This window comes from Streptomyces sp. NPDC023527 (assembly GCF_055560115.1).
Genome location: NZ_JBVHJJ010000003.1, coordinates 406,023 through 420,624, shown reverse-complemented (window position 1 = coordinate 420,624; position 14,602 = coordinate 406,023). Strand labels below are relative to the sequence as shown.

The following is a 14,602-nucleotide window of genomic DNA, read 5'->3' as shown; positions in this document are numbered from 1 at the left end:
ACGGGGGGCACGGACATGAGCGACAGCGCGAGTACGGGCGCGGAAGCCGCGGCGCGGGCCGCCGAGGCGGCCGGGGCCGCCTCGGCCGGCTGGCTGCGGGGCGCGGGCGTCGCGGGCACCGCCATCGGCGTCGTGGCCGCGGGAGCCGCGGTCGGGGTGGCCGTGGAGCGGCTGACCGTGGGCCGCGGCGTGCGCCGCAAGGCCCGCCTCGCCCTGGACTCGGCCGGCCCCTACGGGACGCTGCGCGGTACACCGGGCCGCGCGGTCGCCGAGGACGGCACCGAGCTCTACTACGAGGTCGACGAGGTCGATGAGCCGGAGGTGGGCGCCGGGGGCGCCCCCGAAACGTTCAAGCGCCTTTTCGGACGCCGTCCGTCCGCACCCCTGACGGTCGTATTCAGCCACGGCTACTGCCTGTCCCAGGACTCCTGGCACTTCCAGCGCGCCGCCCTGCGCGGCACGGTCCGCGCCGTCTTCTGGGACCAGCGCAGCCACGGCCGCTCCGCCCGCGCCCACAGCGCCCCCATCGACATGGAACTGCTCGGCCGTGACCTCAAGGCCGTCATCGACGCCGCCGCTCCCGAGGGGCCGCTGGTGCTGGTGGGGCACTCGATGGGCGGGATGACGATGATGGCGCTGGCCGCCCAGTATCCGGAGCTGATCGCCGAGCGCGTCGTCGGCGCCGCCTTCATCGGCACGTCGGCGGGCGGCCTGGACCAGAACACCTACGGGCTTCCGGTCGCCGGGATGAACGTGGTGCGCCGCGTCCTGCCGGGCGCCTTCAAGCTGATGGCCGCCCAGCCCGAGCTGATCGAGAAGGGGCGGCGGGCCACCGCCGATCTCTTCGCGGGGATCATCAAGCGCTATTCCTTCGGGTCGAAGGACGTGGATCCGGCGGTGGCGCGGTTCGCCGAGCGGCTGCTGGAGGCGACGCCCGTCGACGTCGTCGCCGCGTTCTACCCCGCCTTCGCCGGCCACGAGAAGGTGGCGGCCCTGCGCGCCTTCGCCGACCTGCCCGTGGTCGTCCTCTCCGGCGGCCGCGACCTGCTGACGCCGAGCGAGCACAGCCGGGCGATCGCCGACGCCCTGCCCGGCGCCCGGCTCGTGGAGCTGCCCGAGGCGGGCCACCTGGTGATGATGGAGCACCCGGAGACGACCAACGACGGGCTCGTCGAGCTGCTGGCGGCCGCCGCGTCCGCCGAGGCGCGGCCGGGCCCGCGCCACGCCGCCGGAGCACGCCGACGGTGCTGAACCCGCACCCGTGTCCGGCCCCGTACCATCGGCGGGTATGAACGTCCCGAACACCCCGTACGACACCGTCGCCGTCATCACCGCCGCCGCCTCCGCCGTCTCCGAGCGGATCACCGTCGGTTCCGCCGAGGCCATGCGGGACCTGGGCCGCAAGCTGGCCGGGATGCTGCGCCCGGGCGATCTGGTGCTCCTCACGGGCGAGCTGGGCGCGGGCAAGACGACCCTGACCCGGGGCCTCGGCGAGGGGCTCGGGGTGCGCGGTGCCGTCACGTCCCCGACGTTCGTGATCGCCCGCGTCCACCCGTCGCTCGCCTCCGGCCCGCCCCTGGTCCACGTCGACGCCTACCGGCTCTCCGGCGGCCTGGACGAGATGGAGGACCTGGATCTGGACGTCTCGCTGCCCGAGTCGGTGATCGTCGTGGAGTGGGGCGACGGCAAGGTCGAGGAGCTGTCCGAGGACCGGCTGCACGTCGTCATCGAACGGGCGGTGGGTGCGGACGCGCTCGCGCTGGACGAGGCCGACGACGTACGGACCGTGACCGTCGCCGGTGTCGGCGAGCGCTGGGCGGGCGTGGACCTGTCACCGCTGAGCGACTGAGGGACCACTGAGAGATCGCTGAGAGATCGCTGAGCGGGGCGCGCGCGGTCGCCACGTTCCGACAAGCCGTCGGCAAGATGTTGCGCGGGCGGTATCGGGCGTGGTCACATGGAGGCAGAGACACGGTTAGGTCTACCTAACCTTGCCCCGCTGCCAGCTGCCCAGGAGGCGTTGATGTCGGCCGAGAAGCCTGCTGCCGAGCCTGCTGCCGCCGAGTCCGCCGCCGCGGCGCACCGCTCCGGGAACGAGCGGCCGTCGATGCGCGATCTCCTCGCGTCCTGCGCCGCCGCCGACGCGGTCTCGACCCCGCCGAAGGCACCCGCGGCACGGGGCGCCGAGACCGAGCAGGCCGGGACCAACGGGGAAACCGCGCGCGACGCCGCGTAGAAACCGCGCACGACGTCGCGTAACGCCCCGCATTAGCCCGTAGGAGTGAACGGGCGCGGTGAGACCAGGAGCGTGGGCCCCTTGAGGAAGACGGTGGGCCCCTTAAGGAACCACGACCACCTTCGTGCCGTTCACCGCGAAGTTCCACAGCGCCAGGCCGTCCGCCGGACGCTCCCGGATGCCGCCCGTCTTCTTCGTCGAGGCGGGGTCCGGCGAGGAGCCGTCGACCGCCGCGCTGAACCCGTAGACCACGGTCCCTTCCTGGTGGAAGCGGACGATGTGCTCGATCGGGATGCCGTCCGACCCGGTGCCGGTGGGGGTGCGGGAGGTGACCTTGTACGGGCCCACCGGCGGGTTCATCGTGCTGGGCGCGACCTCGTAGGTCCGGGTGGCCTTCCCGTCGGCGCCGACGAGCCACACCCGCTTCTGCGCGAGGGCGTAGACGACGCGGGCGCCGGTACCGGAGTTCGCGGGGACGGCCGTCGCGTCGCCCTTCCCCTGATCGGCCTTGCCCTTGCCCGCCGGGTCCTCGCCCTGCCCCTTGTCCTTCTCCTTGCCGGTCGACGAGGAAGCGGACGCGTGCGGGCGGTCGGGCGCGGCCTCGGCCTGGAAGGCGAGGAATCCGACGCCGCCCAGCGCCGCCGCGGTGAGCGCCGCCACGATGATTCCCGAGCTGCTGCGTGCCACGGCTGAGCACCCTTTCGTCCTACGTACGGCTATGCGGCTGACCGTAGCACCCGCGTACGCCCCCGCCGCGCCCTCGGCACAGGCCAAGGCGCGCACCGCCCGCCCCGTGGCGCGCCGTAGTCTGTGAGTGTGCTGCTGCTCGCTCTTGATACCGCAACCCCCGCCGTCACCGTCGCCCTCCACGACGGCGACAAAGTCGTCGCCGAGTCCACCCAGGTCGACGCGCGCCGCCACGGTGAGCTGCTGCTGCCCGCCGTCCACCGGGTGCTGGGCGACGCGGGCCGCACGCTGGACGCCGTGACCGGCGTCGTCGTCGGCGTCGGCCCCGGCCCGTACACCGGCCTGCGGGTCGGCATCGTGACCGCGGCGACCTTCGGCGCGGCGCTGTCCGTGCCCGTCCACGGCCTGTGCTCGCTCGACGGCATCGCGTACGCCGCCGGGCAGGCGGGCCTGGAGGGCGAATTCGTCGTCGCGACGGACGCGCGCCGCAAGGAGGTCTACTGGGCGAGGTACGCCGATCCGCGTACCCGCCTCACCGATCCCGCCGTGGACCGCCCGGGCGACCTCACCGAGCCGCTCGCCGGCCTCACCGTGATCGGCGCGGGCGCCGTCCTGTACCGCGACGCCTTCACCGACGTACGGGCCGACATGCCCGAGCACCAGTCCGCGGGCGCGCTGGCCTCCCTCGCCGCGGAGAAGCTCCGCACGGGCGGGGAGTTCCTGCCTGACCGGCCGCTGTACCTGCGGCGGCCGGACGCGCAGGTGCCCGCCAACTACAAGGTGGTCACGCCGAAGTGACCGCGACGGTGCGTATCCGTGAGATGCGCTGGTGGGACATCGGGCCGGTGCTGGAGCTGGAGCGCGCCCTCTTCCCCGACGACGCCTGGTCGAAGGGCCTCTTCTGGTCCGAACTGGCCCACGCGCGCGGCGCCAACGCCAACCGCCGCTATGTGGTGGCGGAACGGATCGGCTCCACGGATGACGGCCCCGCCGGGAAGGCCGATCCGAACGGCGCCCCGGGCGCGGGCGACGCCGGAGTGGCGGGCCGCCACCTGACCGCGACGAGCTCTCCGGCTTCGGAGGTGGGGACGCGGGGGGCGCTGTCGTCGGGCGCGGGTTCGCCGGGTGCGGCCTCCCGGGGAGCGGTTCCGCCTGGTGCGGCCGCCGGGAGCGGGGAGGGCGCCGGCTCCGGCGCTGGTACGGGTGTGAGTCAGGCCTCGGGCGCCGGTACGGGCCCGGCTTCGGGCACCGGTACGGGCCCAGCCTCGGGCGTTGGTACGGGCGCGAGCCCGGCTTCCGACACTGGCACCGGCACCGTCCGCGGCACCGCAGACGGCGGCCCGGCAACCCCCGGCGACGCCCCCGCCGACGCCTCGGCCGCCCCCGGGCCGGGGGCCCACCCCGCCGAAGGCGAAACCCGCGGTCACCCCGCCGAAGAGGGCGCCCCTACCCCCGCCGGAGGCGAGAGCGCCCCCGCCGGAGGCAACCGCATCGTCGGCTACGCCGGTCTCGCCGCCATCGACGGCACCGGTGACGTCCAGACCATCGCCGTCGCCTACGACCACTGGAGCACCGGCCTCGGCGCCCGCCTGCTCACCGAGCTCCTCCACACCGCGACCGCCTTCGAGTGCCGCGAGGTGCTCCTCGAAGTACGCGTCGACAACACCCGAGCCCAGCGGCTCTACGAACGCTTCGGCTTCGAGGCCGTCGGCGTCCGCCGGGGCTACTACCAGCCGGGCAACATCGACGCCCTCGTCATGCGCCTCTCCGATCCCCATTCCGCAGTGCAAGGAACGACCACCCATGGCTGACGAACCCCTCGTCCTCGGCATCGAGACCTCCTGCGACGAGACCGGCGTCGGCATCGTCCGCGGCCACACCCTCCTCGCCGACGCCGTCGCCTCCAGCGTCGACGAACACGCCCGCTACGGCGGCGTCGTACCCGAGGTCGCCAGCCGCGCCCACCTGGAGGCGATGGTCCCGACGATCCAGCGCGCCCTGAAGGAGGCGGGCGTCAGCGCGAAGGACCTCGACGGCATCGCCGTCACCGCGGGCCCCGGCCTGGCGGGCGCGCTCCTCGTCGGCGTCTCGGCGGCCAAGGCGTACGCGTACGCCCTCGGCAAGCCCCTCTACGGCGTCAACCACCTCGCCTCGCACATCTGCGTCGACCAGCTCGAACACGGCGCGCTGCCCGAGCCGACGATGGCGCTGCTGGTCAGCGGCGGCCACTCCTCACTGCTCCTGGCGCCCGACATCACCTCGGACGTCCGCCCCCTGGGCTCGACGATCGACGACGCGGCGGGCGAGGCGTTCGACAAGGTCGCCCGCGTCCTGAACCTCGGCTTCCCCGGCGGCCCGGTCATCGACCGCTACGCCCGCGAGGGCAACCCCGAGGCGATCCGCTTCCCGCGCGGCCTGACCGGCTCCCGCGACCCGATCTACGACTTCTCCTTCTCCGGTCTCAAGACCGCCGTCGCCCGCTGGATAGAGGCCAAGCGCGCGGCGGGCGAGGACGTGCCGGTCGCGGACGTGGCCGCGTCCTTCCAGGAGGCCGTCGTGGACGTCCTCACCCGTAAGGCCGTCCGGGCCTGCAAGGACAACGGCGTCGACCACCTCATGATCGGCGGAGGCGTCGCCGCCAACACGCGCCTGCGCGCCATGGCCGAGCGCCGCTGCGAGGACGCGGGCATTACGCTGCGCGTGCCGCGCCCGAAGCTGTGCACGGACAACGGCGCGATGGTCGCGGCGCTGGGCTCGGAGATGGTCGCGCGGGGCCGCGCGGCGTCGTCGTGGGACCTGTCGGCGGACTCCTCGCTGCCGGTGACGGAGCCGCACGTACCGGCCGAGGAGGGCGAGGAGACGCACTCCCACAGCCACGGGCACTCGCATTCGCACGACCACGTCCACGAACTCAGCCGGAAGAACCTCTACGAGTCGTGAAGCTCCTCCCTCCGTCGCCGCCTCCCACCCACATACGCACCTGGCCCGACCGCCCCACGATGCTCGCGGACCGGGCCAGGGCGATCCACCAGCTCGTCCACGCGGCACTGGCCCCACAACGCCTGCTGCTCCTGTGGCTGCTGTCGATCCTGTGCATGCTGGGCTGGGTGTTCGCGATCCTCGGGCTGGAGGCGGTCGCGGACGGCGGCCTGGGGCGGTACGCGTACGCCCCGGCCTTCCTCGTCCTCGCGCTGTGCTCGGCCGTGCCCTCGGCGTTCGGCATCCGCAGCGGCCTGAAGAAGGACCGGCTGATACGGCTCCGGCTGCGCCAGTGGGCGGCCCTCGACCGCGACCCGTCCGGCGACGTGGCCTTCCGTGCGGCCGGGCTGACCTGGTTCTGGCTGCTGATGTCGGTGCTGCCGTCGATCGCCGCCCTGACCGTCGCCGGCACGTACGTCGACGAGGTCCTGACCAGCCCGCTGGCGGAGCTCAACGGCTCGACGCTCGCCTACGGCATCGGCTACACGGCCGGCCTGACCACCATGGCGGCCCCCGGCCTGGCCAAGCCCCTGGCCCACCGAGCCTGGTACCGCAGCCTCACCCTCACCCCGGAAGCCCGCCGCCGCTGAGGCGGTCGGCCACCAGCGCGAGCCACCCGCTCGGTGCGTAGGGCGCGGGCGGATCGACCTCCATGCCCAACTCGGCCACGGCGAGGGCGTAGTCCCCCTCGTCCAGCGGCAGCGCCAGCAGTTCCCCCAGCTCACCGACGAGGCGCGCGACGAGCGTGGCATCGGTGCTCCCGACGTAATCGGCGAGAGCCGCGTCGTGGTCCGCGAACTCGTCGGGCATGTCCTGCGAGAACCACCCGCCCAGGAACTGGCCCGTCTCCGGGAACCGCGCGTGCCATTCCCAGTGGGTGAGCGGCACGGAGGGCGGCGGTACGTCGCCGTGCTCCACGCTCTCCTTGAGGTGGTCGGCGAGCCGGAGCAGCCAGTCCTGGATGTCGGCGTCGTCGAGGCCGACGTCGGGTACGGGATAGAACTCGCCCAGGCGCAGTCGCAGGCGTCCCGGCGGGTTCTCGGCGTACTCGCGCACCTGCTGCTCGGCAACGGCGATGGCCCAGGGACGGTTGTGCCACGTGTGGCGCAGATAGGCGTCCAGAGCGGTGCTGCGGTGCTCGGCCGAGTCGTCGGCGGCCTGTCCGAGATAGGCGCGGATCACCTGGTCCAGCTCGCCGTACTTGCGGTCGTGATCGAGCGGCTTGAGGGGCATGCGGGAGGTCGCCTTCAGAGGTGGATCGGGAAGCTGGAGTGCACGGAGAAACCGTGGGGGCGGGCGGCGTCGCGCTTGAGGACCACGCGCGCGGCCCGCACGTCCACGGGCTCCCGGCCGGCCAGCAGCATCGCCTGCAACAGCACCCGCCCGACCGGCTCCGCCCGCGAGGGCCAGCTCGCCTCGATGGCCAGCCGCGCACGGGTGCCCTGCGCCAGCCAACGGTGAATGACCTGCTCATTGCGGGTCACGACCTGCTGAGTGCACCATTGGGCGGTCTCGCGGTCGGGGTAGGTGGCAGATCTGGTCCGCACGGCCACTCCTTTGTCTGTTGCTGGTCGGGGGCGTGGTCAGGGCAGAGTGAGGGACTCGCTGGACGGGTGGTGCTCACGCATGTGGTTGATGCATTCCTGGGCGAACATGGGCAGGAACTCCAGCCAGGGCATATAGCCGCTTCCCATGTTGAGACGGGGCAGGAACCTGTCCAGGGAATCCTCGTCAGTGAAGAGGGTGAGGGCTTCGTAGCACTCGGCGACCGCCCCGGGGAGTCTCCAGACGCAGTTCGGATGCACATCGTTGATCCACATGCGGACGCCTTCGTCCTCGGATGTGCCCTCCATCTCGCCTTCGTAGGCGAGGCCGTCCTGGCCGAAGTAGATGGTCAGCACCTGCTTGAGGCGAGGGAAGCGATAGCTCAGTTCCGACAGACCCGGACGTGAGCTGAACATTTTCGTCCTGTTCCAGCCCTCCACGTATGTGGCGATGTCTCGCAGCACAGCGGGCGTCCGCTCCCGGGTGACGGCCGCGGGGATCCGTCTCAGGGCGCGCGACAACTCCTCTTTTCCGCTCAGATGCGCGGCAAAGAGGTCGGCGGCGATCCGCAGCTGATGACCGACTTCATAGAGCGTCCTCCCGACCCCTTCCCCGGCAACGTACAGGGCGCGAAGTTTCGGAACCAGAGCCCGTTGCCATTCGGTCTCGTCGTCCGGCAGTCCGGCAAGCTCATACTTGGACAGCAGGATCCTCGCGCCCTCAAGCCTGAAGTATTCGATGTGCTCTCTCCGGGACAAGGAAACTCATCCTCCGCTCTCTTCGCCCTTGACGGGCATGGATGTCATGACGGTGAAAGGGGGATCAGTGTCCTTGTTGTAAAGGAGTTCGGCTCTGACCCCGGTGACCTCTTCGGCTTTGGCGGACGGGAAGGGTGAATTTTTCATCTCATGCTTGTCAATGCTCCGGCCGCTCGTTCCGTAGGGTGTCTCGGCGACCCTTATTTCCAGCTTCTTCGGGCGTGTGCCGTCATCCAGGTCGAGCCAGTCCCTGATCTCGCGGCTGTTTTTATCGATGGTGTACTGGGTCAGCCGCTGCGCGGATTCGAAGTCGTGGAAGGTGGAGGCGTTTCCGATCTTCGGCTGGCCGTTGGGCCACTCCGTACCCGGCCGCGGCGGCTTCTTGAGGTCGTCCCGCAACCGCTGCGCCAGCTGGGCGTCGTCGAGTCCCACGTGCTTGCTCAGCGTATGGGAGTTCTCCATCCACTCGGTGTCCGCGAGGTCGACGCGAAAGACGTTGCCGTCCGTGTCTCCTGGCTTGGTCCATGTGTGCGTGTTCTTGAACTCCGTGAGCGAGCGCGCTCCGAAACCCTCGGCCCGGGCCTCCTCGGCCCGGAAGGAGGGGGCGCTGAGGTGGGCCTCGTCCAGCGCGGGCATCAGGCCGTCGAGGGTCTTGGCGATGCCGTGGACGGTCGCGTTGTACGTATCGACGGCCGCGTTCACGCCGTCGTAGTCCATGTGCTTGCGGAAGGACAGGAGCGCTTTCATCGAGAGGTCGACGGCCATGGTCGGCGGGGTGAGCTTGAGCAGGTCGTCCCACGACGGCGTGAGGAAGTCCTTGATCATGTCCTTGACCATGGCCTTCCCCGCCTTGATGGCCGCCGCTTCCGAGACATCCGTCAGCTTGGTCGCGGCGTCCACCAGATCCGTGCAGGCCTTTGACACCGCCTTGGCCGTGTCGCTGAGAACCGTGAGGATCGGACGGCGGTCCTTCGGGTCGAGGCCGGGATTGGTGCGCCAGTCGTGGCCCTGACCGTAGCGGGTGCCGCCCCAGGCCGTCGTCCCCCAGATGCTCTGGCAGAACATCCGCATCGCGTTCTGCCAGTCATCGTTGTGGGTGTCCGTGATGGTGCCGATGTGCCCGGCGAACGCGTCGCCGGCCTTGAGGGCGGCCTGGCCCGCTTCCTTCCAGTGGCCCGCGATCTCCTTCAGTTCGTCGTCGAAGGAATGCGCACCAGGCGTGACCTCGTACATCTTGCCGAGCTGGAACGCCTTGTCAATGACCTCTTCGAGGCAGTCGGTGAGGAAATCCGGAACGTGGCCGATTCCCCGTTTGATGGCACTGGTGGAATCGGCCCACGTGCCCCGCCACTTGAGGTCGGGGACCGTTCCGTAGTGCGGTTCCTTGTTGATGACGACCGGGAGCTGTCTGCGCGGCGGCGGCCCGTACATCTTTTTGTTGCTGAACCAGTCGGCCGCCGTGTAGTTGTTCGCGGTCACCGTCAGACCGACCGCCACACCGCCGACGCTCACCACGCTCTTGGCCCAGACTTCGAGGAAACGTTTCGCCACCTTCGCGTACGAGGCCGCGAACGCGTCCGGGCCGCTGCCGCGGCCGGCGAGCTGTGCTTTCCCGCCGAGCTTGTCCACGAGGTGCTTCGCGCCGCCGTCGTAGGTGAACTGGTCGTCCCTGACCAGGAGCGAGGTGTAGTAGATGTGCTGAGGTTTGACGTCGAAGCCACCGGCGCTGCTGGGCGGTGGTGTCTTGAGCGCCTCGCGCTCCTTCTTGCGTTCGGCTTCGCCGGGGAGGTGGTCGGAGCCGCCGGCCATCAGGCTGTTCCCCAGCCGCGCAGGACCGCTTTGTGCGCTGCCGCGTAATTCACGTGCCCGCTGACGACCACTTCGTGCAGCCAGCGCTGCGCGCCCTCCATGTCCCGCATCGACACGTCCCACTTGTCGAGGGTGTCGACGAACATGTCACGCGCTTCGCCCTCCCAGGAAAGGACGACCTTCTCGGTACGCTCGTACAGCGCTTCGAGCTTCTCGTTCAGGTCCTTCAGGACGGTTTCCAGGTCGCTGGACAGTTCGTGCAGCTTGTTGAACGTCACGGATATGGAATCGTCGGTTGTCACTCGTTCTTCCCCCGGCTGTCTTCCTCAGTACTGGTCCAGCTTGCTCTGCGGTGCGGCGGCTGTTTGCGTCCGGGCGTCGGCGCGAGTCGCCGCGAAGGCCCCACCCTCGCCCGCGATCGCCTTCTGCGCCTGCTGGAAGCGATGCAGGAGGTCCAGCTCCTGCTTGGTGAAGCCTCCCCGGCTCAGCTCCACCGCTTCTTCGATCAGGACCAGCGACTTCGCGATCCGTGCCGCGTCCTGGTTCACGCTCTTCTGCAACTGCTTGTACGCGGCGGAGGCCGCGCTCTGCCAGCCGGCGTCGACGGAGTCGACCAGCTCGTTCAGGTGCCTGACCTTCTTTTCGAGGTAACGCACCATCGAGCCGAGGTCGGCGGCGAGCGTCGAGAGCTGTTTGTCCGTCGCGGCGAATCGTTCGCTGCCCACCTCGTAGCCTGCCTTCCCGTGTCCGGCGAGCCGTGAAGGCCACCTGTTTCGATCACGATGTTGCCACGAGTGACAGAGGCGAGGGACATTCCGTTCGGTTCCGCCCTCGGGCAGATATGGAGCCGCTGACGCGGTCGGCGTCGGGGCCCTCGGCGAACGCCCGGTCCGGGCGGCCGAGGTCCGCCCTCACCTTCCTCCCGGCACCCCCGCCGTCGCGCCGCTGTACAGTGCCTCGCCCACGGGGGAGCTCTCACCGGAGACGTGCGCACGGACCGAGGCGAGGTAGTCGGCACGGATGACGAGCCCGTCACCGTCGCCGTCCAGGGCGACGAAGGCCGCTTCGATATTGCTCACCGGGTTGCCCAGCGCCGTGCGCAGCTTCGTGAACTCCGACAGGTCCAGGGCGCCGTCCCCGTCGATGTCGACGAGGTCGAACAGCGCGCCGAGCACGGGCTCGCAGACGGTGTCGAACGCCTCGGCGCCGGCCCACGCCGCGTACTCCTCGAAGGTCACCCCTCCGTCGCCGTCCGCGTCCATCGCCGCCCACGCCCCCGCGCCGGCCGTGCGCGCGGCGACGACCAGGGGGTCGTCCTCGGTGCGCCCCGAGGCCCGGGCCACACGGTCGGCCCGTGCGGCGTACTCGTCCTTCGAGATGACCCCGTCCCCGTCCGCGTCCAGCATGGCGAAGACGAGTCGTTTCGCGGTGATGTCGTCCATGACGGTACCTCTGTCCGGTCTGTGTGGTGTGGGGGGCTGTGTTCACCTTCGGCTGTCTGCCCCTACCCGGCGCGCAGGGGGTTCAAGACGGCTCGGCGGCTTGTGTGTTGATGAGGCGGGTGCGCATGGCGTCATGCCCGGCGCACGGGGCGGGGCGTGCGCGGTGGTGCGCTTCCGGCAGCCAGGGTGGCGGCAGTGCCCGGGGGTAGCCATGGGCCGGCAGTGGACCCGGCTTTCCTGGAGGACGCATGTTCGGTGGGCGCGGTGCGGCGGTGGCGTTGAGTTCCCTGGTGCTGGTGGGCTCGACGTGGGTGGGGGCTCCGGCCGGTCAGGCCCACGAGGGCGGCCACAGAGACACAGGGCCCGTGTCGTGCGCGGGCCCCAGCGAGAGCCTGTACGACCCGCCCCTGACCCTCGTGTCACGCGAGACCCGCGTCCACACCGAGGCCCGGTACTCGTGCACCGTCGCCCATGGCAAGACCGTAGCGGCCACCGGTTCCCTGGAGGGGGTGTCACCGGCGGCGTCCTGCAACGGCCTGACCAACCCGCGCCTCACGGAGAGCGTGCGGTATGCCGACGGCAAGTGGTCGTTGATCGTCTACGACAGCGGCACCACGATCCGTATCGCGGGCATCGCCGACGTCCACCTGTCGGGCCGGGTCGTCAAGGGGCGCGGCAAGGGACAGTCGGCGCAGCGGGACGTGCTCCTCGCCCTGCCCCGTGAGCTGCCGACGGAATGTCTCTCCTCCGGTCTCGCGGGGAACAGCGGCCAGGCGCGGCTGGAGATCCAGTCATGACCGAGACCTACGCAGGCATTCCCACCGAACCCATCGGCAGCCTCCCCCGGCCTCCCGAGCTGCTCGCGGCCATGACGGCCCACGCCGCCGGCCGGATCGGCGACGACGAACTCGCCGCCGCCCAGGACGACGCGGTCCGCGACACCATCCGCCGCCTGGAAGACATCGGCTCGCCGGTCGTCACCGACGGCGAACAGTCCAAGCCCAGCTTCGCCACGTATCCCCTCGCGGGGCTGGAGCACTTGGCACCCGACGGTGCCGTGATCCCCTTCGCCGACGGGCACGAGCGGCAGCTTCCCCGCCTGACGGCCGGACCCCTGCGCTACGCCGTGCACGCCGACCACTACCTGCGGGCCGCCCTCCGGCACGCGACCGTCCCCGTCAAACAGGCCGTCATCGCCCCCTCGGCGCTCAGCCTGCTCTACCCGGCGGACGGCATCGACGGCTATCCCCGCGAAGCGTTCCTCGCCGACCTCGCCGCCGAGGCCGAGGCGGACATCCGTGGCTGCCTGGACGCCGGGGCGCACGTCGTCCAGCTCGACTTCACCGAGGCCCGCCTCGCGTTGAAACTGGACCCGTCAAGGGGCCTGCTGGAGCAGTTCATCACGCTCAACAACCGTGTCCTGGCGCGTTTCTCCGTCGCCGAGCAGGCCCGCATCGGCGTGCACACCTGCCCCGGCGGCGACCAGGACTCCACCCACAGCCTCGACGTGGGCTACGACGCCTTGCTGCCCGAGCTGCTGCGGCTCAAAGCCGGCACGTTCTACGTCCAGCTGGCCAGTGAGCCGGAACCGGAGAAGGCCCTCGGCGTCCTCGCCGACCACCTGCCCGGCCACACCCGGGTGTTCATCGGCGTCATCGACCCCATCGACCCGCGCGTCGAGACCCCCGAAGAGGTCCGCGACCGGGTCCTGGCCGCCGCCCGCCACCTGCCCGTAGACCGCCTGGGGACCTGCGACGACTGCGGATTCGCACCTTTCGCCGACGACACCTCCACCTCCCGCGAGACCGCCTTCGCCAAGATCCGCGCCCGGGTCGAGGGCACGGCCCTGGCCGGCCGCGAGCTGAACGGCTGACCGCACGGTCGACGCGGCAGGCCGATACCGCATGGGGGATCCGGCCCTCGGGAGGGCGGCCGGACCACCCCGGATCGCCTCCGACGAGGCTTGAGCTCCGGGCGCCGGACCTCGGACTCCGAGCCCTGCTTTCAAGGAATGGGAGGTGGGTTCAACCCACCCACCCTCCCTGCCAAACCCCGCGTATACCACGCGAGTTAACTTTCGGTGATCGGGTTGCGACGACGCGTCGCCGCGCCCTAGCGTTCGTCGCAACAAACGACCCCGGCCGGTGCGCCAACACCAATGCCGGGGTCTGACCTACAAGATCGACAAGTTTAAGGAACCTCGATCTCATGGCTGACGCCGACTTTAACGCTGCCCCGCGCCCCGCGCACGTACACCCCCAAGCCGGTCCCGGCTACGGCAAGCGCACCGCGCCCGATCAGCAGCCGCGCCGCCGCGACGACTTCGCACATCTGCCCGCCCGTGAGGCGTCCATCGCCGCGTTCATCGATCGCCTGCCCGAAGGCGCGGCCATGGACGCGAAAACTCTGGCGGCCAACATCCCCGCGTACGGCCAGGCGGCCTGCCGCACCGCGTTGAACCGGCTCTCGGAGGCCGGTCATCTGCGGCGGGTGACGGAGCGCCGCAAGGGTGACAGCGGGAGCCTGCACTGGGTGACGCGTACGTACTTCTCCCGTACCGCGCGGGACAACGACTGGTGGGCGGCGTTCCAGGCGGGGGACGTCCCGCGGACGGCACCGCGGCCCGCCGCGACGAGGGTCTCCCGCTCTCGGGCGTACGACGTGCTGGCGTCGGTGGGCCGGGCCGACCCCCGGATGACGCTTTCGGCGGCGGACTGCCGTGATCTGGAGGAATCGGCCACGGAGTGGCTGGCCCGAGGGGCGAGCGCGGGCGAGATCGTCAGCGCGCTGACCGCCGGCCTGCCGCCGGAGATCCACCACGCGGGGGCGCTGGCGCGCAGGCGCCTGATCGACAAGTTGCCGCCGGAACCGCCGGCCCCGATCGCGGAGCCCGTGCGCACGACCCTCCGCATCATGGAGTGCACGATCTGCCGCACGCCCGGCCGCCCGGAAGCCCTCCCCGGCGGCCTCTGCCGCGACTGCCGGGGCGAGGCCCGGCCCGACGACTCCGACGACTCCGACGACGTGATGGCCGCCCATGTCCGGACCCACATGAGCCGCCTCCGAGCGGCCCTCCGAAATCGCGAAAGGAGCAGCGCGTGACCTTGCAGTACGTACCCCCGGATGTCGGGGCACCATTGGGGGGG

The 14,602-nt window shown here is 71.0% G+C and carries 17 protein-coding genes and 2 pseudogenes; 11 read left to right on the top strand and 8 right to left on the bottom strand.

Going from position 1 to position 14,602, the window contains the following annotated elements:
• Positions 1-15: 15 nt before the first annotated feature.
• The 3 genes from ACZ303_RS08875 to ACZ303_RS08865 all read left to right on the top strand — a co-directional run bounded on the left by ACZ303_RS08875 (position 16) and on the right by ACZ303_RS08865 (position 2,236).
• Entirely contained in the window at positions 16-1,251 is a 1,236-nt protein-coding gene (locus ACZ303_RS08875) for an alpha/beta fold hydrolase (protein WP_467336568.1), read from the top strand.
• A 37-nt stretch (positions 1,252-1,288) separates the two neighbouring features.
• Positions 1,289-1,849 (top strand): tRNA (adenosine(37)-N6)-threonylcarbamoyltransferase complex ATPase subunit type 1 TsaE, encoded by a 561-nt coding sequence (tsaE, locus tag ACZ303_RS08870; RefSeq protein WP_467336567.1) that lies wholly within the window; start codon positions 1,289-1,291, stop codon positions 1,847-1,849.
• 174 nt (positions 1,850-2,023) lie between these two features.
• Positions 2,024-2,236: a hypothetical protein gene (locus tag ACZ303_RS08865; RefSeq protein WP_467336566.1), complete on the top strand. Its 213-nt coding sequence runs from the start codon at positions 2,024-2,026 to the stop codon at positions 2,234-2,236.
• Positions 2,237-2,338: 102 nt separating this feature from the next.
• Here ACZ303_RS08865 and ACZ303_RS08860 read toward each other — a convergent pair whose 3' ends face one another.
• Complete coding sequence (locus ACZ303_RS08860) at positions 2,339-2,923, bottom strand: L,D-transpeptidase family protein (protein WP_467336564.1); 585 nt, start codon at positions 2,921-2,923, stop codon at positions 2,339-2,341.
• 129 nt (positions 2,924-3,052) lie between these two features.
• On the opposite strand from ACZ303_RS08860, the gene tsaB reads away from it, so the two are divergent.
• From tsaB to ACZ303_RS08835, 5 genes and pseudogenes are all read left to right on the top strand, one after another.
• Positions 3,053-3,721, top strand: coding sequence for a tRNA (adenosine(37)-N6)-threonylcarbamoyltransferase complex dimerization subunit type 1 TsaB (tsaB, locus tag ACZ303_RS08855; protein ID WP_467336562.1), 669 nt, complete (start codon positions 3,053-3,055; stop codon positions 3,719-3,721).
• A gap of 23 nt (positions 3,722-3,744) precedes the next feature.
• A pseudogene (locus ACZ303_RS08850) lies at positions 3,745-3,894 on the top strand (ribosomal-protein-alanine N-acetyltransferase RimI); the annotation flags it as partial.
• Positions 3,895-4,410: 516 nt separating this feature from the next.
• Positions 4,411-4,734, top strand: a pseudogene (rimI, locus tag ACZ303_RS08845) (ribosomal protein S18-alanine N-acetyltransferase); the annotation flags it as partial.
• A complete protein-coding gene (gene tsaD / locus ACZ303_RS08840) occupies positions 4,727-5,863 on the top strand; it encodes a tRNA (adenosine(37)-N6)-threonylcarbamoyltransferase complex transferase subunit TsaD (RefSeq protein WP_467336560.1) in 1,137 nt (378 codons plus the stop codon). The pseudogene rimI and the gene tsaD, both read left to right, overlap by 8 nt.
• The gene (locus tag ACZ303_RS08835; RefSeq protein ID WP_467336558.1) at positions 5,860-6,492 is read left to right on the top strand and encodes a hypothetical protein; all 633 of its coding nucleotides are present in this window, start codon (positions 5,860-5,862) and stop codon (positions 6,490-6,492) included. Before tsaD ends, ACZ303_RS08835 begins: the two co-directional genes overlap by 4 nt.
• Here the strand turns inward: ACZ303_RS08835 and ACZ303_RS08830 are convergent.
• From ACZ303_RS08830 to ACZ303_RS08800, 7 genes are all read right to left on the bottom strand, one after another.
• Positions 6,467-7,135, bottom strand: coding sequence for a contact-dependent growth inhibition system immunity protein (locus ACZ303_RS08830; protein WP_467336556.1), 669 nt, complete (start codon positions 7,133-7,135; stop codon positions 6,467-6,469). The genes ACZ303_RS08835 and ACZ303_RS08830 overlap by 26 nt on opposite strands.
• 14 nt (positions 7,136-7,149) lie before the next feature.
• Positions 7,150-7,449 carry an RNase A-like domain-containing protein gene (locus ACZ303_RS08825; RefSeq protein ID WP_467336554.1) on the bottom strand — a complete coding sequence of 100 codons (300 nt, stop codon included), beginning with the start codon at positions 7,447-7,449 and terminating at the stop codon, positions 7,150-7,152.
• Between the two features lie 36 nt (positions 7,450-7,485).
• On the bottom strand, positions 7,486-8,205 hold the full coding sequence (locus tag ACZ303_RS08820; protein WP_467336552.1) for a hypothetical protein: 720 nt from the start codon (positions 8,203-8,205) through the stop codon (positions 7,486-7,488).
• A gap of 6 nt (positions 8,206-8,211) precedes the next feature.
• Positions 8,212-10,014 (bottom strand): RNase A-like domain-containing protein, encoded by a 1,803-nt coding sequence (locus tag ACZ303_RS08815; RefSeq protein WP_467336550.1) that lies wholly within the window; start codon positions 10,012-10,014, stop codon positions 8,212-8,214.
• Entirely contained in the window at positions 10,014-10,316 is a 303-nt protein-coding gene (locus tag ACZ303_RS08810) for a WXG100 family type VII secretion target (protein ID WP_467336548.1), read from the bottom strand. The genes ACZ303_RS08815 and ACZ303_RS08810 overlap by 1 nt, the downstream gene beginning before the upstream one ends.
• 24 nt (positions 10,317-10,340) lie before the next feature.
• Complete coding sequence (locus tag ACZ303_RS08805; protein WP_467336546.1) at positions 10,341-10,739, bottom strand: WXG100 family type VII secretion target; 399 nt, start codon at positions 10,737-10,739, stop codon at positions 10,341-10,343.
• 186 nt (positions 10,740-10,925) lie between these two features.
• Positions 10,926-11,456: an EF-hand domain-containing protein gene (locus ACZ303_RS08800; RefSeq protein ID WP_467336544.1), complete on the bottom strand. Its 531-nt coding sequence runs from the start codon at positions 11,454-11,456 to the stop codon at positions 10,926-10,928.
• Positions 11,457-11,704: 248 nt separating this feature from the next.
• On the opposite strand from ACZ303_RS08800, the gene ACZ303_RS08795 reads away from it, so the two are divergent.
• The 3 genes from ACZ303_RS08795 to ACZ303_RS08785 all read left to right on the top strand — a co-directional run bounded on the left by ACZ303_RS08795 (position 11,705) and on the right by ACZ303_RS08785 (position 14,558).
• The gene (locus tag ACZ303_RS08795) at positions 11,705-12,253 is read left to right on the top strand and encodes a hypothetical protein (protein ID WP_467336541.1); all 549 of its coding nucleotides are present in this window, start codon (positions 11,705-11,707) and stop codon (positions 12,251-12,253) included.
• The gene (locus tag ACZ303_RS08790; RefSeq protein WP_467336539.1) at positions 12,250-13,329 is read left to right on the top strand and encodes a cobalamin-independent methionine synthase II family protein; all 1,080 of its coding nucleotides are present in this window, start codon (positions 12,250-12,252) and stop codon (positions 13,327-13,329) included. The genes ACZ303_RS08795 and ACZ303_RS08790 overlap by 4 nt, the downstream gene beginning before the upstream one ends.
• A gap of 335 nt (positions 13,330-13,664) precedes the next feature.
• On the top strand, positions 13,665-14,558 hold the full coding sequence (locus tag ACZ303_RS08785) for a hypothetical protein (RefSeq protein ID WP_467336537.1): 894 nt from the start codon (positions 13,665-13,667) through the stop codon (positions 14,556-14,558).
• Positions 14,559-14,602: the final 44 nt, after the last annotated feature.